This window comes from Deltaproteobacteria bacterium (assembly GCA_023382265.1).
Taxonomy (GTDB): Bacteria; JAMCPX01; JAMCPX01; order JAMCPX01; family JAMCPX01; genus JAMCPX01.
In genome coordinates this window covers 35423-60813 of sequence record JAMCPX010000018.1, presented here as the reverse complement: position 1 = coordinate 60813, position 25391 = coordinate 35423, and the positions used below count along the sequence as shown (strand labels likewise).

Here is a 25391-nt window from a genome sequence, read left to right as displayed (position 1 = left end):
TCTCAACACCGCCTTCGGTGTTGCCGTACCTAAAGGCAAAGTAGCCTTTTCCGCGGATGAGGCTTATGATGCCGCAAAACAACTTGGCTCACCAAGATTTGTTGTAAAGGCGCAGGTTCATGCTGGCGGCAGAGGTAAAGCGGGCGGCATAAAACTTGTAACTACCCCTGAGGATGTTAAATCTATGGCTTCGCAGATGATCGGCATGAAACTTGTTACACATCAAACAGGTCCTGAAGGAAAACTTGTAAAAAAAGTTTACATAGAAGAGGCTTCCGATGTGCAAAAAGAGATGTATCTTGGTGTGGTTATTGATAGAACGACAAAAAAGATAGTTGTTATGGCATCTACAGAAGGCGGTGTTGAGATTGAAGAGGTTGCTGCAAAATCTCCCGAGAGGATAGTTAAAGAATTTATAGATCCTGTTTCAGGTATTCAGGATTTCTATGGAAGAAAGGCTGCATACAGATTAGGTCTTCAGGGAGATCTTGTAGGCAAATTTACGAGATTTGTTAAATCTCTGTACAAAATGTTTGTAGAGCTTGACTGTTCTCTTGCTGAAATAAATCCGCTTGTTATAACGAAGTCGGGCGATATTCTCGCACTCGATGCAAAGATAAATTTTGACGATAATGCTTTGTTCAGGCACAAGGAAATTGAGGCTCTGAGAGATATCGATGAAGAGGATCCTGCAGAGCTTGATGCAAAACAACACGGTTTGAGTTACATAAGCCTGACAGGAAATATAGGATGTATGGTAAACGGCGCGGGGCTTGCGATGTCAACAATGGATATAATAAAGTTGTACGGCGGTGAGCCTGCGAATTTTCTTGATGTCGGCGGCAGTGCTTCAAAGGAGCAGGTTACTCATGCATTTAAGATTATACTCTCCGATGAAAGGGTAAAAGGCATATTGGTAAACATCTTTGGAGGTATAATGAAGTGTGATGTTATAGCAGGGGGTATTATTGCTGCTGCAAAAGAGATCAACATAAATGTTCCGCTTGTTGTAAGACTTGAAGGAACAAATGTAGAGCTCGGTAAAAAGATGCTTGATGAATCGGGGCTCAATATAATCACGGCATCCGATATGACGGATGCTGCAAATAAAGTGGTAAATGCAGTGAAAGGAGAGTTATGAGTATATTTGTTAATAAAAATACACGGGTGATAGTGCAGGGTATTACTGGAAGCAACGGTTTATTTCACACAAAACAGTGTTCTGAATATGGTACAAAGGTTGTTGGCGGTGTTACCCCTGGTAAGGGCGGCATTAGTGTAGAGGGTTTTCCTGTTTTTAATACCGTCAAGGATGCCGTATTGAAGACAGGCGCCAATGCATCCATGATCTTTGTTCCTGCACCCTATGCTGCTGATGCCATAATGGAGTCTGTTGATGCGGGTCTGGATCTCGTTGTTTGTATTACGGAAGGTATACCAACACTTGATATGCTTAAGGTATCCGCATATATGAACGGCAAAAAGACAAGGCTTATAGGCCCTAACTGTCCCGGTATTATAACGCCTGGTCAGGCAAAACTCGGCATAATGCCGGGACATATTCATATGCCCGGGAAGATAGGCATAATATCAAGGAGCGGTACTTTAACCTATGAAGCTGTTTACCAGCTTACCAATCTCGGTCTTGGACAATCCACTGCAATTGGTATCGGCGGGGATCCTATTATAGGGACAAGTTTCGTTGATGTACTGACTGCATTCAATAATGATCCCGGAACGGATGCAGTAGTAATGATAGGTGAGATTGGTGGAACAGCAGAGGATGAGGCAGCAGAGTATATTAAAAAGAATATGAAGAAACCTGTTGTAGGGTTTATTGCAGGGCAAACTGCTCCAAAGGGTAAAAGAATGGGACATGCTGGTGCAATAATAACCGGAGGTAAAACCACGGCACAGGATAAGATAGAAACGCTTGAGTCAGTCGGAATAAAGGTATCAAGGAGTCCTGCAGAAATAGGCATTACCATGTATAATATGCTTAAAAAAATAAAAGTAAGATCCTCAAAAAAAATGTCAAAGACAAAAAAGCCTGTTAAAAAGGTGTTGAAATCTAATAAAAAGGTAGTAAAGAAATCAAAAGGGAGAAAATAGATGGTTGAGGCACAGACTGTAGAACAAAAGACAAAAGCAAAACACACGTTAAAAATTATAGAAGAACGGTGTAAGGGATGTGAGATATGCGTAGTCTACTGCCCTGAGGATGTTCTTGCTATGAAAGATTCGCTTGTGACGGTTGTGAATATTAATAAGTGTACAGGATGTTTAAGATGCGAGCTGTTCTGTCCTGATTTTGCTATTTATGTAGATTTGCCTGAGAAACCCAGGGAGGAAAAATGACAAAAAAGAAATTACTTTTATCCGGGAATGAGGCTTGCGTAGAAGGTGCCTTATACGCAGGCATTCAGTTTTATGGAGGTTATCCTATTACCCCTTCTTCTGAGATTGCAGAGGGGCTTGCAAGAAAGCTGCCGAAATATGGCGGTGTTATGATTCAGATGGAGGATGAGATTGCATCCATGGGCAGTATCATAGGGGCATCACTAACGGGTAAAAAATCTATGACAGCTACAAGCGGTCCCGGTTTCTCACTAAAACAGGAAAATCTCGGGTTTGCCTGTTTCAATGAGATTCCCTGTGTTATAGTTAATGTAATGAGAGGCGGACCAAGTACAGGTGCACCAACGGGTCCTTCTCAGGGTGATGTGATGCAGGCAAGATGGGGCACACACGGGGATCATGAAATAGTTGCACTAACTCCAAATTCTATACCTGAGATATTTACGGAAACCGTTAGAGCATTCAATATATCGGAAAAATACAGGGTTCCTGTCATACTGTTGCTTGATGAGATCATTGCCCATATGAGAGAGACAATAACCCTGCCTGAGAAAGGAGAGCTTGAGGTTATTGATAGACAAAAACCTACGGTCCCGCCGGAAAGGTATAAGCCATTCGACGTAACGAATTCACCTTTGCCGCTTGTTCCTCCTATGGCGGCTTATGGGGCAGGATACAGATTCCATGTAACGGGTTTAAACCATCGTACGGACGGATTTCCAACAAACAACGGAGAAATCATAGAAACAGAATTAATAAGAATAAGAGACAAAATGGAAATGTATAAAAATGACATGTTCAAATGGGAAGAGTACATGCTTGATGATGCAGATGTTGGAATAGTTGCTTATGGCTCCTCATCAAGAGCCGCTAAATATGCTGTAAATGTGCTGAGGAAAGAGGGAATCAAAGCAGGCATGTTAAGGTACATAACGGTATGGCCGTTCGCCGACAAGCTGATAGAAAAGCTTGCATCCAAAGTTAAGTTTATCATTGTTCCGGAATTAAATTTCGGACAATTAAGGTTTGAAATTGAACGGTCTGCAAAGGGCAAGGTAGAAGTTTATGGGGTTAACAGGGTTAATATAGAGATTATTCATCCTGAATACATAACAGATAAAGTAAAGGAGATTTTACATGTCGTTTGAGTATGAAAAATATATAAGAACAGGCACATTGCCGCATATATGGTGTCCCGGCTGTGGTCATGGTATTGTGATGAAATCAATGCTGAGGGCGATTGATGGTTTAAAGCTTGATAAAAATAATATAGCTGTTGTTTCGGGCATAGGCTGTACATCAAGATTACCAGGCTATCTTGATATGAACACCTTGCATACCACACATGGCAGAGCGCTTAGCTTTGCAACCGGGATAAAACTTGCAAATCCCAAGTTAACGGTAATAGTTATAAGCGGTGATGGTGATGCTGTAGCGATAGGCGGCAACCATTTTATTCATGCCGCAAGAAGGAACATAGACATTACACTCATGATATTTAACAACTCCATATACGGCATGACAGGCGGCCAGGTTGCACCGACGACGCCGATCGGGGCTATTGCAACCACCATGCCCTATGGAAATATAGATCCGCCATTTGATATTGTTAAGCTTGCAGAAGGCGCAGGTGCTACATTTATAGCAAGAACAACTTCATACCATACGGCACAAACAGAACAACTTGTAAAACAGGCTATACAACACAAAGGATTTTCCGTACTCGATATAATTGATGCATGTCCTGTACAGTATGGTAGAAGAAACGCACCCAGAGATGCCACTGAAATGTTAAAAGTACAAAAGGATAATACAGTCCCTGTTCAACTCGCACAGAAGAAAAGTGCTGAAGAACTAAAGAATAAGATCATTACAGGCATTTTTGTAAAAAAAGAATTGCCAGAATACGCGGAAACATACTACAATACAATAATGCCCAAAGCAAAAGCAAAGTAGGAGCACATTATGAGTGATAAAAATATAGAGATCAGATTAAGCGGTGAAGGCGGACAGGGATTAATACTGGCAGGCGTAATACTTGCAGAATCAGCCATAATTGAAGGTAAGAATGCATCACAATCCCAGTATTACGGACCCGAATCAAGAGGTGGTATAAGCAAATCCGAGGTTATAATCAGTGAAGGCGAGATCGTGTATCCGGAAGTAGCCGAACCGGACATGGTCCTTGTACTTTCACAGGTCGCGTGTATCCCGTATACAAAGGATATAAGGAGCGATGAGACTTATGTGCTGTTTGACAGTGATAAAGTATCTGATTTTCCATCACTTAAAAAAGGAAAGATATATAAGCTGCCGTTTACAAAAACAGCCTATGATAAACTCGGCAAACCTTTTATAGCCAATATTATTGCACTCGGTACTGTGGTAGCGTTGACAAATGCCGTGAAAAGAGAATCTATAGAAAAGGCTGTTCTTGCAAGGGTCCCAAAAGGCACCGAAGAGTTAAACAGAGCAGCATTAAACGAAGGTTTTGAGCTTGCAAAAACTATAAAATTATAAGGAGAGAACGCTTATGAAAAAATATTTATTTACCCCTGGCCCTACAGAACTGCCGTCAAGAGTACTTCTCGCAATGGCACATCCCATAATACATCATAGAGCACCCGAATTTTTACCATTACTCGAACAGACAAGACAGGATTTAAAATGGCTTTACAAAACAAAAAACGAGGTAATCATCTTTGCCTCGTCAGGAACAGGTGCTATGGAAAGTGCGGTGAGTAACTTTCTATCAAAAGGAGATAAGGCCCTTGTCGTCAACGCGGGAAAATTCGGAGAAAGATGGGCATCGTTGTGTAAGGTATATGGAGTTGAAGCGATAGTTATAAACGTAGAATGGGGCAGTGCGGTAGAACCAGAAAAGGTTAAAGAGGAGTTAAAAAAACATCCCGATATAAAGGCTGTATATATACAGGCAACTGAGACTTCAACAGGTGTTGTGCACCCTGTAAGAGAGGTTGCAAAGATCATACACGAAAATAGCAAGGCACTGGTGGTTGTTGACGGCATTACGGGTGTTGGCGTTTTTGAACTTCCGATGGACGATTGGGGTATTGATGTTCTTATTACAGGTTCTCAAAAAGCACTGATGCTGCCTCCTGGTCTTGCATTTGTCGGCGTTAGTGATAATGCATGGAAGCTTCAGGAGACATCAAATCTTCCAAAGTATTATTTTGATTTAAAGAAAGAATATAAGAATCTCATAAAAAATCAAACAGCTTATACACCCGCGATATCACTCATTGTAGGGCTGGGAGAGTCTTTAAAAATGATGCGGGAAGAAGGGCTTGAGAATGTTTATAAAAGGCATGCTATACTTGCCAGAGCAACAAGAAGCGGTATACAGGCTATGGGCTTAAAACTCTATGCGACATCACCAAGCAATTCTTTAACCGCTGTTAGTTCACCCGACGGCATTGATTCAGGAAAGATCATCAATATGCTTGATAAAGAGTATGGTATAACAGTCGCAAACGGGCAGGATCATGCAAAGGGTAAGATATTCAGGATAACGCACATGGGCTATTATGATAGATCGGATATTTTATTTGTGCTTGGAACTATCGAGATTGTTCTGAACAAGCTCGGATATAAAACAGAACCAGGTAAGGGCGCCGGCGCGGCAGAAAAAGTATTTATAGAAGGGTAGAGGATAATTTTATGGGTAAAATCCTTGTTTCAGATGGTATAGCAGATGAAGGGCTAAAGATTCTTACTTCATCAAATATAGAAGTAGATGTTAGAAAAAAAACGTCCGCAGAAGAGTTGTTGGAGTTGATACCCGCATATGAAGGTCTTATAGTGAGAAGTGCAACAAAGGTTACAGACGATATTATCAAAAAAGGTAATAAACTTAAGATCATCGGACGGGCGGGTATAGGTGTTGACAATGTCGATGTGGTCGCTGCAACAAAAAAGGGTATTATAGTTATGAATACGCCCGGCGGCAACAGTATAACAACAGCAGAACACACACTTGCAATGATCATGTCGATGGCGCGAAGAATCCCGCAGGCAACTGCTTCTTTGAAAGAAGGAAAATGGGAGAAGAACAAGTTTATGGGAGTTGAACTCTACAATAAGGTACTTGGTATTATAGGGTTTGGCAATATAGGAAGTATACTCGCTGACAGGGCTATCGGACTAAAGATGCGGGTCATAGTGTATGATCCTTTTATAACGGAAGAAAAGGCTGCAAAGGTTGGTGCAAAAAAGGTTGAACTTGATGAACTCTATAAAACAGCAGACATCATTTCGGTGCATACGCCTGTTACAAAAGAAACAAAAGGCATGCTGAACAAATCTGTATTTGAAAAGATGAAAAAGGGCGTTATGCTTGTTAACTGTGCAAGAGGTGGTATCATCAATGAAACCGATCTTTATGAGGCACTGCAGTCGGGTAAGGTTAGCTCTGCCGCTCTTGATGTGTTTGAGGTAGAACCTCCTGTTGAGCATCCTTTGTTAAAACTTGAAAATTTAATAGCCACTCCGCACCTTGGTGCCTCAACCCACGAGGCGCAGGTAAATGTGTCCGTTGATATAGCAAAACAGTTCGTGGCTTACTTCACAAAAGGGGAAATAAATAATGCTGTCAACTACCCATCTATAAGCGGTGAGATGTATCCATATTTGGAGCCATACATAAGGCTTGCTGAAAAGCTTGGCAGTTTTATGGGGCAGCTTTATAAAAATTCCGTTAACGAGTTTACCATTGAGTATAGCGGCGAGGTTACAGAACTTAATACACAACCTGTTACGATTGCAAGTCTAAAAGGCTATTTACAGAAGATCTATGGTGAAGAAGTGAACTACATAAATGCAAATATGCTTGCAAGGGAATCCGGGCTTAGTGTAAGTGAAACAAGAACAAGCCAGGCATTAGACTTTACAAATATGATTACGATAAAATTAAATACAAAACAGGGTGTTAGGAGAATATCAGGCGCAGTGCTTGGTAAAAAACATGCAAGAATAACAATGATTGAGAACTTTTATATCGAAGCCATACCCGAAGGCAACATACTTGTATTGAGAAATCAGGACAAACCTGGCGTTATAGGTAACCTTGGTACATATCTCGGCAAACACAATATAAATATTGCACGGATGGAACTTGGAAGGGAGTCGGTCGGCAGTGGAGCCATAGCGCTTCTTAATATCGATGATGAGCCGTCCGAAGAGATAATGAATGGGTTAAGCAAATTGGATAACGTCATATCTGTTGAAAAGGTCATCTTGTAGATGCACACCAAGCATGAACTTCCATCGGGTGTAAAAGATTATCTTCCATCGGATTCTTATAAAATAAAAGAGATAGAAACTTCAATATTAAACATATTCAGGCATTGGGGGTATGATTATGTAATTACGCCCATACTTGAATATCTCCCTGTTTATGCCAACGAGATGTCATGGTTCCCCGATGAAGAATTGATCAAGGTAATAGAAAGAGAAACGGGAAAGACCATGGTTCTTAGAGCAGATTTTACGCCACAGATTGCAAGGATTGTCACATCGAAGATGTTAAACGATATTCCGTCAAGGCTGTCATACAGTGGTGCTGTTGTAAAACACCATGCTGACAAAGGGAAAAAGGGAATTTATCAGGCAGGTATCGAGCTAATAGGTGCAAACGGTGCATTAGCTGATGCCGAGGTAATGGTAATTGCATCGGAGGTGTTAAAACAATCTGGTATCACTGATTTTGTTTTTTCAATAAGTCATGCGGGATTCATAAAAGCAGTGCTTGATGAACTTAATCTTACACAAGAGCAAACATCGGTTGTTATAGACATGATGCTTAAAAAAGATTATACAGGTATTAATGATATTAAAAGCATAACGCATATACAGCAGTATAAACTTAATAGTCTTTTCGAGCTTTATGGTGAACCCTCAAAAATATTACCAAAGGCAATAAAAATCTTTAAAAATAATAAAATTAAATTATATATTAGTGAGATAGATAATTTATTGAGAATAATTAAAGAGTTAAATGCGAATGGAAAGCTCATACTTGATCTAAGAGAATTACACAGCTTAGATTACCATACAGGCATTGTTTTTCAATGCTTTACGCATGGATATGGTGAAGAACTTATAAATGGCGGCAGATATGATGGGTTTCTAGGTACTTTTGGCTATGATCTGCCAGCTACAGGTTTTGGTATTGATCTATCAGCTCTTGCAGCACTTATTAAAAAACAGGATAAATCATCAGATACAATAGCACTTTCTGACACAATTCCGCCTAAAGAAATAATACAAATCAAAGAGCTTGTTAATAAACTTGGATATAATGGTATGATTTATTATGAAGCAAAAAAAAGTAAGCCTTTAAAGGTTTACTTGTCAGAAGAAAAAGTAAAGCTGCTTATATCAAAGGTTAAAGGAAAATACTATAATTTGATTACCGCAAAAAATACAATAAAATGTAAAGATATCGAGGATATAAAATCATTCCTTATGGAGGAAAGATGAAGAATGTAGCAGTCATAGGAGCACAATGGGGTGATGAAGGCAAGGGTAAGGTTGTTGATCTATTAAGTGAGTCTGCGGACATAATAGTCCGGTATCAGGGTGGTAATAATGCAGGACACACGCTTGTTATAAATGGTGAAAAATTTATTTTTCATCTGATTCCATCCGGTATTCTTCATAAAGGTAAAATATGCCTAATAGGTGCAGGGGTTGTAATTGATCCGAAGGTACTTCTTGAGGAGATTAATGCGTTGGATAAACGTGGTTATAGTGTAGCAAATGTATTAAGAATAAGCGGTAATGCACATGTTATAATGCCGTACCATAGAGAGATAGACATCATGCTTGAAAATAAAAAGGGTGCCAAAAAGATTGGCACAACAGGCAGGGGTATTGGCCCTGCTTATGAGGCGAAAATGGGGAGAAGAGGCATAAGGGTATGGGATTTGATAAATCCCGCTCAATTTAAACAGAAGCTTAATGAAACTATTGAAGATATAAACACTTATGTAAAAGCTATATTTAAACATGAGGGTTTTGATGTAGATAAAATTTATAATGAATATAGTGTATATGCTGAAGAAATAAAGGGTTATGTTGTAGAAGGGTCTATGTTTCTAAACAAAGAAATAGATAACGGCAAAAAGGTATTATTTGAAGGCGCGCAGGGAACGATGCTCGATGTTGATCACGGTACATATCCATTTGTTACAAGTTCAAATACTACATCAGGCGGTGTATGTACCGGTACAGGAGTATCTCCCAAAAAGATCAATGAAATCATAGGGGTTTCAAAAGCTTATACAACAAGGGTTGGCGAGGGTCCTTTCCCTACAGAGCTATTTGATGAAATGGGTAATAGGATAAGGGATGTTGGACATGAGTACGGCGCTACAACAGGAAGACCAAGGAGATGCGGATGGCTTGATCTTGTGGCACTGAAATATTCAGCCATGATCAACGGCTTTACAGGGCTTGCTATTACAAAGGCAGATGTATTAAATGGGATTGATAAAATAAAGCTTGCGACAAGTTACATTCTGGATGGTAAAAAGATAGATTATGTTCCGTCGAATCTTAATGATTTTGAAAGATGCAAACCCGACTTTGAAGAGATTGATGGATGGGATAATTTTGATGGTGTAAAAGATAAGTCTTCTCTTAAACCACAGATAAAAAAATATATAAAATTCATAGAGTCATATACAGGCGTAAAGGTTTATATACTATCTATAGGCGCCGATAGAGAAGATACAATTATTTTCAAGGATTCGTTTTAACCCGAAAAAACTGGTGATGTGCCAGTGCCATAAACCCCTGACATTAATGCGTAATATTATATGCTTATGCATAAGAAGAATGGTACATGATGCAAAAGGCATATAATCCTGAGAATGGAAGAAATCCAACTTCAAGTCCTTTTGTTTTTGATACCTTCTTTTCCTGTATACGTATATATAATGCATCAACTTTCTTATCATATTCTATCTTCATTTATCCTCCTTTACTATTGTGCAAGCCTTTATAATATTGCAGTCAATTGCAATATCCCGTTTTTAATTGGACTTTGTAATCTCTACAATCCCTATTGTAATTTTTTTATTAATCTTATATGCTTATGCATAAGGAGATCGGTGCATGAGGCAAAAGGCATATAATAATGTGTATGGAAAACGTCTCACGTTACTTTATATGTTGGTGTTGCTTGCGATACCATCTATAAGGGTCTGCTTCTCCCTACATTTTTTCTCTCGGTCGTTGCGAGTCCACCTTATAGACGGAAGTGAGATTCCTCATCACTTTGTTCGAAACAGGCTCAGCAATCTCTACATTGGTTCGGGACAGTATAGCAGTACCCGCGTCTTTGATGATAACTCCAATGACACTGCCGTCATACCCAATATGACATATTTTATCATTCAAAATGGATACATATTTTTGGAAGCAGTGATTCTTTTTAAACCATACCATACTATCAAATCCATCTTCCATCCACCTCCTGCAGTAGCATAAGTCTTTCAATTAAGAAGGAGACTTCTTTCGCCCTCTCACTTCAACAGGTTGAGTCACAATGTCATTATGACAAGTTTGTGGTTGAGACAATATCTGTAATTCGGAATGGAGAAGAGACGTTATTAACAAGCAAACAATTAACTATTAAATAAAAAGGAGATTTGTATGAGCACAAAAAAAGTTTTAATCATTTTAACGGTGCTGGTAGGCTTTGTATGGCTTGCCAGTTGTCAGAGCTACAAACAAAACCAAACTGTCCAACCCGGACAGCAGGTGACATTAACAGGATTGATGCAGCAGGGCACTGTAACAACCATGAGTTTTGCATCTTATAATAGCGGCTTGCATCCTTTGGGCACGGCTCTGGCAAATTACAAGCTGTACTGTGTAACATTTGAGGACTCACCGGTAGGGGCAAAGGGTACTGCAGACTCGTCCGGTAAGTTCTCTCTAACCATCAAGTCTTTCACACCCTTTGGATGTTTTGTGCTTAACTCAACTGACCAGCATGTGGCTGACTTGCTGTTCGCAGGGCTTGGAACATCGACCGGCACTTACTCAGGCAGCATCATGCTTTCCGACAACGCAAATGTCGGGACAATCACCGTCGATCCGAGTACAGGCATGGCGGTCGTTAATGTAGCGGGCGTAGGCGGCGTAACAGGCAACAGTATCACAGGTACTGCATTCGACCCAACAGGCACATGGACATTCACATGTACATCGCCTGCGGGAGATCCTGTTTATTCATGCCCATCTAAAGATGTACCATCTTCATTATACCTTGATCGTATAAGCGGTATATTCTCCTCTGACGGGAAGAGACACTACGGCATGGGTGTATGGAACTCACAGGCAAATTACACTGTCTGCGGAAGTGTAGAAGGTGTAGCAGCAACAACCGGAACAACGGGGCAAGGCCCAAGTGGCACAACCGTTACACTTGTCAGACCGGATGGACCATTACAATTTGCGTATGATAATATATGGCAGGCTGCATTCAGCGCGAATATTATGAACACAAATAATGCATGTAATGCAGGTATAAACATAACATGTGGAGCAGTAACAAATGTTGCTGGTTGGGGAGGATCGGATAAGGTTCCTTTTACACCAGGTAACTGTCAGCAGATGTGCTACGCAGACGGATATTATCAGATCCAGCGGACATCAACCTATTGCATAGAAAATAGGAACTATCTGTGGGGTAATATGACTTCGTCTCAACTGCCGTCATCTGCACCAACAACTGATACAAACACATCATTTATAGATTTTGATGGACACAATCCTGCTGCAAGAATCATGTTTGGCGAATTGATCTACTCATCAAACACATCCGCTTCTGAAGTTTACACAGATTATCGGACAGAAAGTGTATACGACCCTGTATCAAACCAATCATATAATTGTTCTATCAATGAGATTACAAAACTTGCAGTGTCTCAGATAAATACAAATACACTTGTAGGCACAGTTGATCAGTCCAAGACATTGAGTGGTCCGCCACAGTGTACAAGTACGGCTATACCGAATAACTATGTAGTGCAGGACATAAGCAATCCCATGCATATGATGTTCAAGCTGACAAGGTAAAAAATTGCATAATTTTTAAACCTGAAGCGGCTATATCACAGAACAGGCGCCGTAAAGACGATTAGGGAGTAATGGAGTTCAATAGTAGGGGCGGTTTTCGAACCGCCCTTCTTTATTGTATAGCCATCTCTGTTAGCTTACATTCTTTGTGGGTGTATTGGGAAGTTCCCGTAATCCGATCCCGTGATTGAATTCTGCCATCAATGCTAACCCTCAGTATGCTGTTAATCTTTCCTTCGTACTTTTTAACTTGAAAGGATTCGTTTTAACCCGATCAATGTAATCGGAAAGCCCGTTTACTGCATCAATATGCATCCAAACAAACCGCCATTGGCAGGCTGCAGGATGGTTTATCAAGTTAAAATTAAATGTATTGCATTTAATGGCTTTTATCTATATATAAAGAAAAGTAATGTATGCTCCAGTGACTGAAAAAGGCGGAAAGGAGGATATCTTATGAAGTTTATTGTTCTCGGTGGTGCGGGTGATATGGGCAGTGAGGTTGTTTCTGATCTTGCACAGTTTTCCACAGACAGCACAGTTGTAATAGCAGATTACCGTAAAGATATTGCAGATAAAAAGGCACATGCCCTGGGGTTCTCAAATGTAAAAGTTCAGCAATGCGATGTGAACAACAGGGATCAGCTTTTGGAAGTACTGAATAATGCCGATATTATTGTTAACTGTGTGGGCCCTTTTTATAAGTATGAAAAGATCATTCTTCCTGCTGCAATCACGGCAGGGGTAGGTTATGTTGATATTTGTGATGACCATGATGCAACGGAGCGTGCGCTTTCCTATAGTGATATGGCACATGCAAACAAGGTTACAGCGCTCATCGGCATGGGCTGGACACCCGGCATAACAAATGTGCTTGCAAGGTACGGTGCCGGTAAACTTGATAAAGTAGAATCCATCAATATATACTGGGTTGGTTCTATTGCCGATTCGGAAGGGCTCGCGGTGATCAAACATGTATTTCATGTGATACAGGGGACCGCCCCGAGTTATGAGGACTTTCAATGGATAGATGTCAATGCACTTTCAGGGAATGAGGACGTTCGTTTCCCCGATCCTATCGGTGTTCAGAACGCCTATTATGTGGGACATCCTGAACCTCTGACAATTCCGAGATACATCAAGGATATAAAAAACGTTATATTAAAAGGTGTCCTGTTACCAAAGGACATCAATAAGCTTGGAAAGTTTTTCGCTGATACCGAAGCAATTGCCACCGAAAAAAAACTTCATGCTGTCGCTGAATTTTTAACCGGGGATCTGGTTGTACTTTCAAACATCTTTGGGTCAAAAGACAAACCGCTCCCGGTATCGGGGTTGAGAGTGGATGTTCATGGAACTAAAAATGGTAAACGGAAAACTTACTCGTGGGGTGCTATTGACAGTATGAGCAGATTAACGGGCATACCAGCGTCAATAGGTGCCCAGATAATGGCAAAAGGCATGATAAAACAGACAGGAGTAATACCTCCCGAGGCATGCATCCCGCCGGAGCAATTTATAGAAGAACTGAAAAAAAGAGATATAGAGATTGAAGAGATGTAAGGAGGCGCTATGGTAACTATAGAAACCCTGGTAAACACGCTTAATACATTCGTAAAAAAAGTAAATGAAAATGCAACATTAAAAAAAATCCTGAAGGGCTGGACGAAACTAATTGTTGTAAAAACAAAAGATCCTGACGCGGTAGCAACATTAAAGGTAGAGAAGGGGACGGTCGTTGAAGTTAAGCTGGAAGATACCCCGAATGCAGATATCGTTTTGTCAGCACTTGCGGATGTTATCAATGATATCTTTATAGGCAAGGCAAATCCCTCACGATTATACCTTGATGGAACATTGAAGGTTTTTTCGTCACAGAAGGATCAAATGGTGCTTGATTCTATTGTAGATATTGTCTGGAAATAAGATGCAGCAAGAGCTTAAAAAAGTATTAAGAATAGGTACGCTTATATCGGCAAGTGTTGGTATTGCATTAGCTTCAAGTGATTTCCCTGCACTTGTAAAGTCTGCATCCCAGGTTGGCGGCTGGTCAATTATCTTTGTTGTTATTATTGCAGGTCTTGTTACGGGCTTTGTTTCCCTGGCTTTTGCAGAGTTATCGGGCATGTATCCAACAGCAGCAGGGGTGCGTGTGTATACCAAAAAGGCTTTCGGGGATCAACTGTCTCTTACAATAACAATATTTTATGTATTTTTTTCTATAATCATAGCTTCTGCAGAAACGTACGTATTTTCTGCCGTCCTTCATTACATGGATCCAAATCTATCGGCTAAATTATGGGTGCTTATATTCCTTGTCATAGCCATACTGATGAATATAAGAGGTATAGAGATAGCGGGAAGTGTAGAGAATGTGCTGGTTGTTATCAAATTGGCCGGTATTATAGGTTTGTCGTTGTATGCCATATTTCTATCGCCCATGTTCAACATAAGCACTGTTCCGTTTGCACCCAAGGGGTTTGATGGTTTCTTTACTGCCGTTGCAACAGCTATATTCATATATACCGGTTTCGAATGGACAACACCTTTGGCAGAAGAGGTCGCTTCCGGACAGGCAACACTTCCATATTCATTACCGATATCCGTTGCTGTAATTACTATAACATTTGCATTATTTTCTTATGCTATGATAGGGATAAATAGATTAAGTGAAATTACACACACGCCCATACCGCATCTTATCTTTGGTAAAACCATTGCAGGAGAATTTGGGCTATATGTAATGATATTTGTGAGTTTTCTTGCTACGCTTTCTACTTTCAATGCAGGTGTTATGGGGAATTCACGCCTTATTTATGCACTCGCAAGGGAAGGCAGTTTACCTAAATTTATGAGTAAACTGCATTCAAAATACTTCACTCCATGGATTGCATTACTTATCATTTTTTCTATTATAGCAGTTTTTTCCGTTACTATCGCATTTCATCCAAAGGCATTTCTGGTTCCTATCCTTGTTGCTGCATCAATAGAAACACTTATGTACGGCTTGATCTCATTCTCTGTTATAAGTCTAAGGTATCGAGAAAAGGATACACCACGGGTGTTTAAAATTCGTGGCGGGATCATCTTACCGCTTTTTACAGGCGTAATATTCATATTACTTACACTCGGAATACTTACTACAGCCTCAGGATACGTAGCGATACTGTTTTTTGCGGGGCTGTTATTATCATTCCTATATTCAAGGTTTGTCGTTCCATCTCTGCAAAAAAGATAATAATAAAATAGTGTATCCTGAATTTTATTCAATAAAAGCGTTATGAGAACCTGCAATCAATTCAAGTAATAGAATAGGAATTTCTGGACGGCATGCAATGCGTCGCTCAAAACAGGGCGAACCGCAGATTTACCCCTATAATATTACTTCCCATAAGAGATATTATGTCAACTATTGCTGTATCCTTATAAGCAGACTGTAATAAAACAAGCCAATGTATTCATGTAATGCCCTGTCCGTATTTACAAAAGCTCCCATATCAGGCATGTAACTCATATAGTTATAACAACTTCTATTGGTCTTATAATCCGTTGGTGCAGGAATTACATTTTTTAAACCGACATGCTTAAATGCGTACATCGCTCTTTGCATGTGATATGCAGATGTTATCAAGATGATCTTTTTACAAGATAATTTTTCGCAAATCTGTTTTACTGCTTTTGCATTTTCATAGGTGTTTCTGCTTGTTGAATCCATAATTATGTCTTTCTCGGGTACGCCCATTTGCATTAAGTATCTTTCCATGATTGGTGCTTCCGATTTTTTACAGGCAAATCCTTTTCCACTGCTTACAATTATCGGTAAAGCCTGGAATCTGTAAAGTCTGTATGCATAAACAATCCTGGCAAGTGTGTCTCCCGATGGAGAACCTGTTTTGTTAAGATCAGGTGAATTATCATAGACACCTCCGCCTAATACGACATACACATCATGTTCTGATATATCTTTAAGATTCAACTGGTTATATCTATTTTCAAGAGGAATTATAAATTTATCTGATAATGGTTCAATACTTGCACAATAGATTAAACCCGCAAAGAACAACATTATTAATGCAATACCCTTGTTCTTTTTTTTAAACAAAGAAATCGCCGTTAAAAACAGTAATGTTACAAACAACCCTGGTAATAAGAACCATGATGTAAAAAGTTTTGATACTATAAACATATTTAAACCTCCTTATTTTCAGAAACCATTTTAACTCCCGGATAAAATGTATGCAGTTAAAAGATTAAGTCCGTACGGGTAATGATACTATAAGGTGTATTCTGATCCACTTCGCTTTATCATTCCCCTGCCCTGCTCCATCTGCAATTAAAATAATTCTTTATAACTGTTTGTTATAGGCATTCTTCTATCTTTACCAAGCGCTTTTTTTGTAACCTTTACACCCGGTGGAGACTGTCTTCTTTTATATTCACTGCCATCTATAAGATGTTGAACCTTTATCACAGTTTCCTTCGGATAGCCTGCCGACACGGTATCCTCAACACTCATATCCTCTTCTATAAGCATCTTTAAAATTGGATCAAGAACAGGATAAGGCGGTAATGAATCCTCATCTTTCTGGTTAAGCCTTAGTTCTGCTGTCGGCGGCTTAACAAGGACCCTGTCAGGGATTATATTTTTGCCTGCTGCCTTATTTTTATATCTTGCAAGCCCGTAAACGCCGTCTTTAAAGACATCCTTTAATACGGCATAACCTCCTGCCATGTCTCCATAAAGGGTTGCGAAACCTACACTCATCTCCGATTTATTACCTGTTGTTAAGACAAGCCATGCAAATTTATTTGAGAGTGCCATCAGCAGATTGCCCCTTATACGCGCTTGAATATTTTCTTCGGTAATATCGGATTCTAAGCCCTTGAACAGGGGTTCAAATGCCTTTATGTATGCTTTAAACATATCAGTTATAGGGATAATCCTGAAGCCTATTCCAAGATTTTTTGCAAGTAATGCCGCATCCTCTTCGCTTTCTTTTGAACTAAACATGGACGGCATGAACACACCAATAACATTTTCTTTCCCAATCGCATCAGTAGACAGGCATGCGACAAGAGACGAATCTATACCTCCGCTTAAACCAATAACTACTTTTTTAAATCCATTCTTAATCACATAATCCCTTGTTCCTGTTACTATGGCTTTGTAAAGTTCTTCATAAGGTTCACACAATGGGTTTATCACATTTTTTATCCTGTCTGGTTTATCTGTAATTCCGGCATTGACATCATACTCATCGAGTAAAGAGTCGGTGCCGAAACCAAGTTTATTCTCTCTCCTCCTTGGATCATGCAGCCTTGTTCTTAAAACACTGCTCAAATCGACATCAGCAACAAGCAATGCTTCTTCGAATTGATGAGCCCTTGCGATTACCTCTCCAGATTCGGATAGTATCACACTCCCTCCATCAAAAACCAATTCATCCTGGCCCCCGATCATGTTTACATAGGCAATACTAACGGCGTTATCCTGTGCCCTTGTTGCAAGCATGCGCTCTCTTTCAATCTGCTTACCGGAATGGTACGGAGATGCATTTATATTTATTATGAGTTCGGCATCTCCGCCGAGTGCCTGGTAAAGAACAGGGCCGTCCGGATACCAAATATCTTCGCACACATTCATGCCGATTTTTGTATTATCAAATGATATGACAGGATAGGATGTGCCTCTTTGGAAATATCTGTATTCATCGAATACACCATAGTTAGGAAGGAATACCTTTTTATGTGTGCAAACGAGCTTCCCGTCATGTATAAAAGCTGCTGAATTATAAAGGTCACCGGCAAGCTCTACAAAACCAACAACCGTATTAATCCCTGTTGAGTATCTTACGACCTCTGAAAGCGCTTTTATATTATCTTTTACAAACCCTGGTTTTAATAATAGATCTTCCGGCGGATAGCCTGTTATAGAAAGCTCCGGAAATGCGATAATATCTGCATGCCGTTTTTTTGCCTCATCTATATACAGCTTAATCTTGTCTACATTTTTATCAATCGCACCAACATGACAGTTTATCTGAGCAAGTGCTATTCTTACCGATGCCATATTAACCTCTTACCATTTTAATAGCTCAAGGCAAGAGATTGTTCAATAAAAACTACTCAATGATTTATATACCCTTTTAAAGTCGATTTATATCTTATGATAAAGATATCACTTTGACGGCAAAAACAAGGTAGAAATTGTGCCAGTCATATCAAGACTTATTGTAGAACCCTTTATGACCGGTTTACCAATTGGATCCTCAAAGCTATCGTCTGTCATCGCACCTGATATGTTGATATTGCTATCAGTAACAGTAATCGAAGTCTGAGATGGAGATGGCGTAAGCCTGAACAGCCTGAGAATAATGCCATTATTATTCTTTGATTCTTTAACCGCGGTAATCAGGGCATTTGTATCATTTGACGATGCAAGGCTGTAAGATAACGGTAAAGTGCCGTTATGTACCGATGTTACTGTTGCTGTCAAAGGCGAGCTGAATGCGTATCCTTCACGGACATCAAAGCTGCCCGATGCATGCGATAGTAACGCGTAATCAAGTGTGTGCGTATCATTGTCCGTCCCGCACGCGCCTTTTAATCCGCAGCTAGTATCCGTAGGCGGGTTTCTCACAAGCCCCATCACTATAGTGCCTTTATCATTAAATGACCACATCTCATTGCCGATATCAAACATAGCAACGCCCGCATTGGTAGTGGGATTTAACAGATCAACCCACTCTACTCCTGGCCAGAATTGTGGCGTGTACATGGATTTAAACGGCCTTTGAATAATACCGTAAGGTATGGCCATCCGATCTATGCCGCTGCTTATCGTTGTGCTAAACACCGCGGCAATTGTTGTTCCGGTTGGAGCGGCCAAGGTTGTCGACATGTCAATCCTCTTTAAAGATTTATACATTGTATATGTACGTATTACGCTGCCGTAGAGTCCATTCGTTTTGACCTGAACCTCTGTAAAGACGGGACCGTTTGCTAAAACGGTGTAGGTTGATGTGGTTTGTGAAAGAGCATATATGGGTGTAAATACAAAACCGGCATCGGGTTCGGACCCAATCGACCACATATCTCCTGTGTCTTCATAATACTCAATGTCATTTGATGGACCTGAAATCATCTGAGTATCACTTGAATTATCCACAAGAGAGGTAATTGCATATCCTGCGTTTTTACCAAGTACAAGTGTTTCATATTGGTTTGAAAGAACAACATTACCCTGCGCATCCGTTGTCATTGTAGTGCCTGTTAAGGGAGATGTGTTGCCGGTAATAATGGTGTAAACAACATATCCAAGTGATGGAATGTTATTAACGTTTAGCATAACTATTGCACTATTGATGCTGCCGTCATTGTACGTAGTTTCCGTAATAATCTGGGACGGAACAGGAGTGCCGCTCTGATCAACAATCCCGATACTCTTAGTCCCGGGATTATTAAAAGATACAGATACCTGAGCAATGTCCGATCTAATGAAACCTGATGGATTAAAAACGATTAAAGGGATATCCGCAGCTTTGATAGAGGATGTATTGAGCTGATTCGCAATGTATGTTGTTGCTGTTTGCTCAAGTTCATCAGCATCATTTAATGTCTCCTCCATCACGGGAATCTGTTCACCATAATAAACGTCATCAGTACTTGTACCCGGGATCCAGTCATGATGATCCGATAAGAGAAATAACGGCCACACATTGTTAAAGCTGCCGGATGGATAAATGTAACCTGCATTACCGGCTATAATGGAGTATAACTGTGCTGCTAACAGTGTACCTGTTGTTTCCCTTGAAAGCTTTTTCAGCTTTGGCCTGCTTCCGAAATAACCGGTAAAATAAGGATTAAGGTCAACTGCATAAACCGGAAGTTTATTCTCGTGAAAGGAAACAAGCTTCATATAATCTTCAAACGTAGCCATGGTTATCCATACACCCGTCGATTGATATGCCGAGTTATCATAACCAGATACCAATCCAGGCAGGTATTTATTAGGCGGCATAAAATCAGATCCAACCGGAACGAACATGTATCCCGTCGGTGAAATTGGTTTAAGCTTACTGACAAACTGATTAAATGCCTGATTTGCCTCGGCTTGTGTAAAAGAGGCATACGGGAGATCCCCAAAGCCATAACCGCCAATCAGATAATGTGCCAGAACCTCTGCACCCCCGGTACCCTTCCATACAAAATCTAAAGATGTGGTCACCAGTTTTTCTGCAAAGCTGTTTGGGTCAGGCGGCAGGGTTCCATACCACTGATCCATACCGGCAACGCCCGGCACTCTTGAGAATCCTACATATTTATAACCGAGTGAAGCGAGTATATCGGGCACGCTCTGTGCATGACCAAAGCTGTCAGGCTGCCATGCTGTAACAGGTTTTACTCCGGCAATGTTGTATACCCATTGATTTCCGTAGAACCAGTCCATTATCAGATCCTCACCTGTCGGAAGATTTGTGTCAGGACTTGTCATCCCTCCGCCGACAATTCTTAAATGCCCGTTTTTTATATATTTTACGATCCTTGCATGATCTTCAGGATGATCATTCCAGTATCTCTGTAAAAATGCTATCTCGCATATTGAATAATAATAATCAGGGTTTGCATCAAGCATATCAAGGGCCTGCTTGATAATTGGTTCTACGCCGGATGTGTAATATCCATTAAATGTATTTGTCCAGTCAATATCCCAGTGCGATGACTGACTGATAATCAGCACCTGTTTTGCACCCTGAGGTACACCAAGTAATGTCCTGATCCGGGATTCGGTATTTGCGTTTAAAATGTTGGGCTGGGTACCACTGCTATTAAAACAAGAAAAACTAATGCCAGAGAATAATACTATAATCAAAGCATATTTTTTCATAAACCCTCCGGATAAACTCAAACATACATTTTTAATTTTTAATCGTATAAATAATACATATATAGGTAAATCCAGAAAATGCAATGAGAAACTTCACTGCCTGCTGCAACAAGTTTATTGCTTCTCTAATGCCTTTATAAGTCTTACCATGGTTTTGTTTATTTCAACAGATATGCCAAGCCGTTCTCCGTACATGACAACAGCCCCGTTAATGGCATCTATTTCTGTTTTTTTACCTTTCTCAATATCCTGCAGCATGGAGGCCCTGTGACCTGCGGTTGAAGGTACAAGGACATCATAAAAGACCTGCATGAAATCCGTATAATTATTAAAAGGCAGGTTTACGCCGATACCTTTTGCTGCCGCAAATGCCTCTTTTACTATCTCATTCATGATCGCCTTTATTTCTTCATGTTTTATCAGTTCGCCATAGGTCAGTCTCAAGATTGCACCAAGCGGGTTAAGCGGGCAGTTGTAAAACATCTTTGCCCAGAGATGAGGATAAACATCATCCATGTAATAAGACGGTATGCCTGTTTTATCTATTACACTTGCTATTTCGTACAAACGTTCTTTGTTTTGAAATATCTCAAGTTTGTAAGGCCCGACAACAATCTGGTCGGCGTAAACGGTGACATTTACATGCCCCGGTTTTACGATCTCGGAACCGAATATTACCCTTGCACCGCCTGTCCTTTGATCCCCAATAGCCTGTGCAATGGTCTCCATGTTGCCCATACCGTTCTGAAAAGAGACGCATATTCCGTCCTTTTTCAGAAGTCTCATGTATGCCTTTATTGCAGCACCGGTATCGTATGATTTTACGCACATCAGGATCGTGTCGAATTGATCCCGGTGATCAGGGTTTAGAGCTTCCCGTGGTTCCATTGACTTGATATTTTTAAGGTTATATTCGCCCCAAATGCCTGTTATGTGCAAGCCCTGTGATTTTATGGCTCTTATGTGCTCTCCTCGCCCCGCGAGGGTAACATCACCGCCTGCTTTATGTATAAAACCACCCAGTACAGAACCGATTGCACCTGAACCAACAATAAGTATTTTCATAAAAACATCCTTTAGCCCTGATTAAAAAAACGGCCGCACGGGCTCAAATATGCGGTGTGAACCTTGGGAATATTGCATTCTATCAATCCCTTATCGCCTATTTGTCAATTACCGACATTTTATTCGTCCCTCTTCTTTATTTTTGCTGTTTTAAACAGAGATCGCTTCTTATGGCCACTGTGGTCCTGTGTATGGAAAGTATTCAGGACCTTTTTGTAACATCCATTAATTCGGTCACGCTGTTACTGCCGTAATTGGCGACCTTAAGTCAGAAACCAATACCTTCCGTTTATTAATACATTTCACATTTGAAATGGGTGACCATATTGCTTCCTTATTGTATCCTTCCGGAAATTAGAATACAAAGAGTAAAAGTGTTATTGTGAAACACTTTTGATTTATTTTAACGATTTAAGATAAACGGCTATGTACCTTAACTGTTCTTTTGTTAAAAGTTTATGGTCAGGCATAACATTATATACAAGCTTTCCCAAAAGGACTTCGTGATCGCCAGGTTTAAAATGCTTTTCAGGAGTGGCAATCTGCGTTTCAAGCCAGCTTATGCTATGCTCCCTTATCCCCTTGTTGCTTAAATCTACCGACATTTTGCCTCCTACTCCGTTTATGGAATGGCATGCAAGGCAGTCCTGCGATTTAATTAGTTCCATCCCAATGGAAACGGGCGAACCTGAAATAGCAGACATTGTTTCTTCGCTTACATCGGTGGCAGAGTATGGAGGGAGTTCAGGCTGGCTAATGACGAACGCTGGGCCGTTGAGTGATCTCAAAAAAGCAACCAATTCTTTTTCCTCTGTTGAAGTTAAGTGCAGGGGATGAAGCATCTTCGATTTGTTTGGTACGTCTGTGCCGCCGCCTTCATTGAAGAATTTAATTACATTCAATAATCCCTCTATTGAGCCGTTATGCATGTAATAAGGACCAACCACATCTATCAGGCTCGGTGTTCCGAATTTGTCCATATCGGATTTTTTATGGGTAATAAAATATCTTCCCATATCCCTGTTTATAGCATTGTAGTTTTTTATGCCTGCTCCATAGGCAAAGTAGTGCCTTGCAGATGCATTGAGCTTTTTGTCATCTCCGGTTAAATGCAGTTCCGGCACACCCAGTGCATGAAAGCCATTATCGGTAAAAAACGGCCCATAGTGACACCGTATGCATCCGGCTTTTCCGGTAAACAATCTAAATCCGGCAAGCTGTTGTTTTGACAGCGCATTTTTGTCTCCGTCCACATAGCTATAAAAAGGAGTTTGGGTAACAACTATCGTTCTTTCAAAAGAAGCTATCGCTTTGGCAACCATATCGGGCGTAATCAAGCCGGTATGGAACACCTCGTTGAACATTTTTCTATACTGCGGTATTTCATATAATCTTGCGGTTAAATAATGCAGGTGCATGTTCATTTCGAATGGCGCACCGATGGGCCCCAGCGCCTGCTGTTCGAGAGAACCTGCCCTTCCATCCCAGAATAAATATTTTAAGTATGCCGCATCAATTACCGAATCAACTGCTCTCCAGTGCATGGTCGAAGGGAAAGACAGCGACAGCCTCGTCGGGGAAACGAATCCTGCCGCAGGAATATGGCATGTGGAACATGACATCGAGCCGTTGCCAGAAAGCCTCGGGTCAAAAAAGAGCATCTTTCCGAGTTTGATTTTTTCAGGTGTCTGCGGATTATCTATAGGAATAGGCACCGGGTACGGCTTAAAGCTTTCTAAACTTATAGCGAAAGAACTTGCCGGTTTAAAAATAGACAATAAAAATAGACAAACCACTGTGAATAAAAAGGTCGAAAATATGCTTAAAATGCTGCGCAAATAAGTTTTTTGCAACATAATAACATAACCTCCTTCTACCAGACTTTTTACATAATTAAATAACCGATAATACTTATTACTTTTAATTTAATAAAATCTTATTGTCAAGATAATGCGTACGCTAATGACAGTGGAACGGGGTAAATACATAAACTTAATAATGGAATACAGGATGGAAACCATGGAGGAAGATATGCAGGTAAGAGTGGCAATTGAAAAATTTATTGCAGGTGCATTGTCCGGCTGCCGGAATCTCCATGAGCTGTTTGATCATGAACATGAACACGGGCATAATCACTAACAAAGCCATGCATTGAAAGATGATGCTTCACTCATTTGTATAACATCATAAGGGCCCGACCTGAATGCCAAGGGTTATACATATACTTCATTTCTTACACGTAAATTATTTCTCTTTTACCCCTCTTAAAAGCCTTACATACTTTTTTATATAATGATGCTCTGTAAAGCTGCCAAATCCATAAGCACTCAAAATAGCCTTCCAATCCCTTTCAATAAAATCGAAGGCATATTTGCATTCTATCGTTTTGAAAACCCAGCGGTATAAGGCGGGCATTTTTGCCATATCGAATTCGGCAAAATCAAGGATAATGAATGAGCCGCCCGGTTTAAGATTGCGGACAAGGTTCCGGTCTATATCCCTATCACACAAATATCTAGCCTTTATCCGATTGATAAAATCATAACCCCGAGTATGCTCGATGCAACCGCAGCCTTTAACGGACTCTCATATCTCTGATCTATCATTGCTTCTACAAACTCAACATACTTCCTCTGCCCTTCCTTTGTTTTTTTGAGGGTGTTTTTTGTACACACCCCTGCACTTCAATGTTTTTTAAACGTAAACTTTACAGGCTCCACCCGTTGATTGTTGTAGTAAACCGCATGAGTGACCGGATGGTCAATAATATTCAGCCACGGTGTCTCTTGCCCGGGCTTGTATCCAACGGGAACATAGATGTAGGATGTAAACGTATACGTTCCCTTCCTGGCTTTCATGAGATTGCCGAAGTCATAGCCGGTACTGCCAATTTGTCCGGGCTCATTCTCCGGGGGATCCGGCTTTGATTCGTCATCGACAAAATAAAGGCCTTTGGTAAACGGAACATCCT

At 40.4% G+C, this 25391-nt stretch carries 26 protein-coding genes; 16 read left to right on the top strand and 10 right to left on the bottom strand.

All coding sequences use genetic code 11. The annotated features are described in order from the left end of the window. From sucC to M1381_03810, 10 genes are all read left to right on the top strand, one after another. Positions 1-1141 (top strand): ADP-forming succinate--CoA ligase subunit beta (gene sucC / locus M1381_03855; protein ID MCL4478221.1); only part of this gene is annotated, 1141 nt, incomplete at its 5' end. Then, a complete protein-coding gene (sucD, locus tag M1381_03850) occupies positions 1138-2112 on the top strand; it encodes a succinate--CoA ligase subunit alpha (protein ID MCL4478220.1) in 975 nt (324 codons plus the stop codon). The genes sucC and sucD, both read left to right, overlap by 4 nt. After that, positions 2113-2358 carry a 4Fe-4S binding protein gene (locus tag M1381_03845; GenBank protein MCL4478219.1) on the top strand — a complete coding sequence of 82 codons (246 nt, stop codon included), beginning with the start codon at positions 2113-2115 and terminating at the stop codon, positions 2356-2358. Continuing rightward, complete coding sequence (locus M1381_03840) at positions 2355-3506, top strand: 2-oxoacid:acceptor oxidoreductase subunit alpha (GenBank protein MCL4478218.1); 1152 nt, start codon at positions 2355-2357, stop codon at positions 3504-3506. Before M1381_03845 ends, M1381_03840 begins: the two co-directional genes overlap by 4 nt. Further along, a complete protein-coding gene (locus tag M1381_03835) occupies positions 3496-4314 on the top strand; it encodes a 2-oxoacid:ferredoxin oxidoreductase subunit beta (GenBank protein MCL4478217.1) in 819 nt (272 codons plus the stop codon). Before M1381_03840 ends, M1381_03835 begins: the two co-directional genes overlap by 11 nt. 9 nt (positions 4315-4323) lie before the next feature. Further along, positions 4324-4878 carry a 2-oxoacid:acceptor oxidoreductase family protein gene (locus tag M1381_03830; GenBank protein MCL4478216.1) on the top strand — a complete coding sequence of 185 codons (555 nt, stop codon included), beginning with the start codon at positions 4324-4326 and terminating at the stop codon, positions 4876-4878. Between the two features lie 13 nt (positions 4879-4891). Next, complete coding sequence (locus M1381_03825; GenBank protein MCL4478215.1) at positions 4892-6028, top strand: alanine--glyoxylate aminotransferase family protein; 1137 nt, start codon at positions 4892-4894, stop codon at positions 6026-6028. 11 nt (positions 6029-6039) lie between these two features. After that, positions 6040-7620 (top strand): phosphoglycerate dehydrogenase, encoded by a 1581-nt coding sequence (gene serA / locus M1381_03820; GenBank protein MCL4478214.1) that lies wholly within the window; start codon positions 6040-6042, stop codon positions 7618-7620. After that, positions 7621-8859 carry an ATP phosphoribosyltransferase regulatory subunit gene (hisZ, locus tag M1381_03815; GenBank protein ID MCL4478213.1) on the top strand — a complete coding sequence of 413 codons (1239 nt, stop codon included), beginning with the start codon at positions 7621-7623 and terminating at the stop codon, positions 8857-8859. Next, positions 8856-10139 (top strand): adenylosuccinate synthase, encoded by a 1284-nt coding sequence (locus M1381_03810; protein MCL4478212.1) that lies wholly within the window; start codon positions 8856-8858, stop codon positions 10137-10139. Before hisZ ends, M1381_03810 begins: the two co-directional genes overlap by 4 nt. A gap of 64 nt (positions 10140-10203) precedes the next feature. Here the strand turns inward: M1381_03810 and M1381_03805 are convergent, their stop codons facing one another. Next, entirely contained in the window at positions 10204-10353 is a 150-nt protein-coding gene (locus M1381_03805) for a DUF2283 domain-containing protein (GenBank protein ID MCL4478211.1), read from the bottom strand. A 243-nt stretch (positions 10354-10596) separates the two neighbouring features. Continuing rightward, positions 10597-10851 (bottom strand): hypothetical protein, encoded by a 255-nt coding sequence (locus tag M1381_03800; protein ID MCL4478210.1) that lies wholly within the window; start codon positions 10849-10851, stop codon positions 10597-10599. 186 nt (positions 10852-11037) lie between these two features. On the opposite strand from M1381_03800, the gene M1381_03795 reads away from it, so the two are divergent. From M1381_03795 to M1381_03780, 4 genes are all read left to right on the top strand, one after another. Continuing rightward, a complete protein-coding gene (locus M1381_03795) occupies positions 11038-12468 on the top strand; it encodes a hypothetical protein (protein ID MCL4478209.1) in 1431 nt (476 codons plus the stop codon). A 456-nt stretch (positions 12469-12924) separates the two neighbouring features. Continuing rightward, complete coding sequence (locus tag M1381_03790) at positions 12925-14031, top strand: saccharopine dehydrogenase NADP-binding domain-containing protein (GenBank protein ID MCL4478208.1); 1107 nt, start codon at positions 12925-12927, stop codon at positions 14029-14031. Positions 14032-14040: 9 nt separating this feature from the next. Beyond that, positions 14041-14394, top strand: coding sequence for an SCP2 sterol-binding domain-containing protein (locus M1381_03785; GenBank protein MCL4478207.1), 354 nt, complete (start codon positions 14041-14043; stop codon positions 14392-14394). Position 14395: 1 nt separating this feature from the next. Further along, positions 14396-15706 (top strand): APC family permease, encoded by a 1311-nt coding sequence (locus M1381_03780; GenBank protein MCL4478206.1) that lies wholly within the window; start codon positions 14396-14398, stop codon positions 15704-15706. A 171-nt stretch (positions 15707-15877) separates the two neighbouring features. Here the strand turns inward: M1381_03780 and M1381_03775 are convergent, their stop codons facing one another. The 5 genes from M1381_03775 to M1381_03755 all read right to left on the bottom strand — a co-directional run bounded on the left by M1381_03775 (position 15878) and on the right by M1381_03755 (position 24081). Then, on the bottom strand, positions 15878-16654 hold the full coding sequence (locus M1381_03775; GenBank protein ID MCL4478205.1) for a YdcF family protein: 777 nt from the start codon (positions 16652-16654) through the stop codon (positions 15878-15880). A 147-nt stretch (positions 16655-16801) separates the two neighbouring features. Continuing rightward, entirely contained in the window at positions 16802-18538 is a 1737-nt protein-coding gene (locus M1381_03770) for an NAD+ synthase (protein ID MCL4478204.1), read from the bottom strand. Positions 18539-18646: 108 nt separating this feature from the next. After that, positions 18647-21355, bottom strand: a complete 2709-nt coding sequence (locus M1381_03765) for a hypothetical protein (GenBank protein ID MCL4478203.1) — start codon at positions 21353-21355, stop codon at positions 18647-18649. A 114-nt stretch (positions 21356-21469) separates the two neighbouring features. Then, positions 21470-22420, bottom strand: a complete 951-nt coding sequence (locus tag M1381_03760; GenBank protein ID MCL4478202.1) for a 2-dehydropantoate 2-reductase — start codon at positions 22418-22420, stop codon at positions 21470-21472. Between the two features lie 398 nt (positions 22421-22818). Beyond that, entirely contained in the window at positions 22819-24081 is a 1263-nt protein-coding gene (locus M1381_03755; protein ID MCL4478201.1) for a c-type cytochrome, read from the bottom strand. Between M1381_03755 and M1381_03750 the strand changes: the two genes are divergently transcribed. Both M1381_03750 and M1381_03745 read left to right on the top strand, forming a co-directional pair. Further along, the gene (locus M1381_03750; protein MCL4478200.1) at positions 23963-24262 is read left to right on the top strand and encodes a hypothetical protein; all 300 of its coding nucleotides are present in this window, start codon (positions 23963-23965) and stop codon (positions 24260-24262) included. The two genes, M1381_03755 and M1381_03750, sit on opposite strands and share 119 nt — an antisense overlap. Positions 24263-24418: 156 nt before the next feature. Further along, positions 24419-24559: a hypothetical protein gene (locus M1381_03745; protein ID MCL4478199.1), complete on the top strand. Its 141-nt coding sequence runs from the start codon at positions 24419-24421 to the stop codon at positions 24557-24559. A gap of 105 nt (positions 24560-24664) precedes the next feature. On the opposite strand, the gene M1381_03740 is transcribed toward M1381_03745, so the two are convergent. The 3 genes from M1381_03740 to M1381_03730 all read right to left on the bottom strand — a co-directional run. After that, on the bottom strand, positions 24665-24931 hold the full coding sequence (locus tag M1381_03740; GenBank protein ID MCL4478198.1) for a hypothetical protein: 267 nt from the start codon (positions 24929-24931) through the stop codon (positions 24665-24667). 11 nt (positions 24932-24942) lie between these two features. Next, positions 24943-25095, bottom strand: coding sequence for a hypothetical protein (locus M1381_03735; GenBank protein ID MCL4478197.1), 153 nt, complete (start codon positions 25093-25095; stop codon positions 24943-24945). Between the two features lie 9 nt (positions 25096-25104). After that, positions 25105-25391, bottom strand: a 287-nt coding sequence (locus tag M1381_03730) for a hypothetical protein (GenBank protein MCL4478196.1), incomplete at its 5' end; no start/stop codon positions are given.

Coding starts and splice junctions, on each gene's coding strand:
- M1381_03785 (MCL4478207.1), top strand. CDS start 14,041: ATGGTAACTATAGAAACCCTGGTAAACACGCTTAATACATTCGTAAAA.
- M1381_03780 (MCL4478206.1), top strand. CDS start 14,396: ATGCAGCAAGAGCTTAAAAAAGTATTAAGAATAGGTACGCTTATATCG.
- M1381_03765 (MCL4478203.1), bottom strand. CDS start 21,355: ATGAAAAAATATGCTTTGATTATAGTATTATTCTCTGGCATTAGTTTT.
- sucD (MCL4478220.1), top strand. CDS start 1,138: ATGAGTATATTTGTTAATAAAAATACACGGGTGATAGTGCAGGGTATT.
- serA (MCL4478214.1), top strand. CDS start 6,040: ATGGGTAAAATCCTTGTTTCAGATGGTATAGCAGATGAAGGGCTAAAG.
- M1381_03845 (MCL4478219.1), top strand. CDS start 2,113: ATGGTTGAGGCACAGACTGTAGAACAAAAGACAAAAGCAAAACACACG.
- M1381_03830 (MCL4478216.1), top strand. CDS start 4,324: ATGAGTGATAAAAATATAGAGATCAGATTAAGCGGTGAAGGCGGACAG.
- M1381_03750 (MCL4478200.1), top strand. CDS start 23,963: ATGGTCGAAGGGAAAGACAGCGACAGCCTCGTCGGGGAAACGAATCCT.
- M1381_03810 (MCL4478212.1), top strand. CDS start 8,856: ATGAAGAATGTAGCAGTCATAGGAGCACAATGGGGTGATGAAGGCAAG.
- hisZ (MCL4478213.1), top strand. CDS start 7,621: ATGCACACCAAGCATGAACTTCCATCGGGTGTAAAAGATTATCTTCCA.
- M1381_03760 (MCL4478202.1), bottom strand. CDS start 22,420: ATGAAAATACTTATTGTTGGTTCAGGTGCAATCGGTTCTGTACTGGGT.
- M1381_03755 (MCL4478201.1), bottom strand. CDS start 24,081: ATGCTCTTTTTTGACCCGAGGCTTTCTGGCAACGGCTCGATGTCATGT.
- M1381_03795 (MCL4478209.1), top strand. CDS start 11,038: ATGAGCACAAAAAAAGTTTTAATCATTTTAACGGTGCTGGTAGGCTTT.
- M1381_03835 (MCL4478217.1), top strand. CDS start 3,496: ATGTCGTTTGAGTATGAAAAATATATAAGAACAGGCACATTGCCGCAT.
- M1381_03825 (MCL4478215.1), top strand. CDS start 4,892: ATGAAAAAATATTTATTTACCCCTGGCCCTACAGAACTGCCGTCAAGA.
- M1381_03790 (MCL4478208.1), top strand. CDS start 12,925: ATGAAGTTTATTGTTCTCGGTGGTGCGGGTGATATGGGCAGTGAGGTT.
- M1381_03805 (MCL4478211.1), bottom strand. CDS start 10,353: ATGAAGATAGAATATGATAAGAAAGTTGATGCATTATATATACGTATA.
- M1381_03775 (MCL4478205.1), bottom strand. CDS start 16,654: ATGTTTATAGTATCAAAACTTTTTACATCATGGTTCTTATTACCAGGG.
- M1381_03770 (MCL4478204.1), bottom strand. CDS start 18,538: ATGGCATCGGTAAGAATAGCACTTGCTCAGATAAACTGTCATGTTGGT.
- M1381_03745 (MCL4478199.1), top strand. CDS start 24,419: ATGGAATACAGGATGGAAACCATGGAGGAAGATATGCAGGTAAGAGTG.
- M1381_03800 (MCL4478210.1), bottom strand. CDS start 10,851: ATGGAAGATGGATTTGATAGTATGGTATGGTTTAAAAAGAATCACTGC.
- M1381_03840 (MCL4478218.1), top strand. CDS start 2,355: ATGACAAAAAAGAAATTACTTTTATCCGGGAATGAGGCTTGCGTAGAA.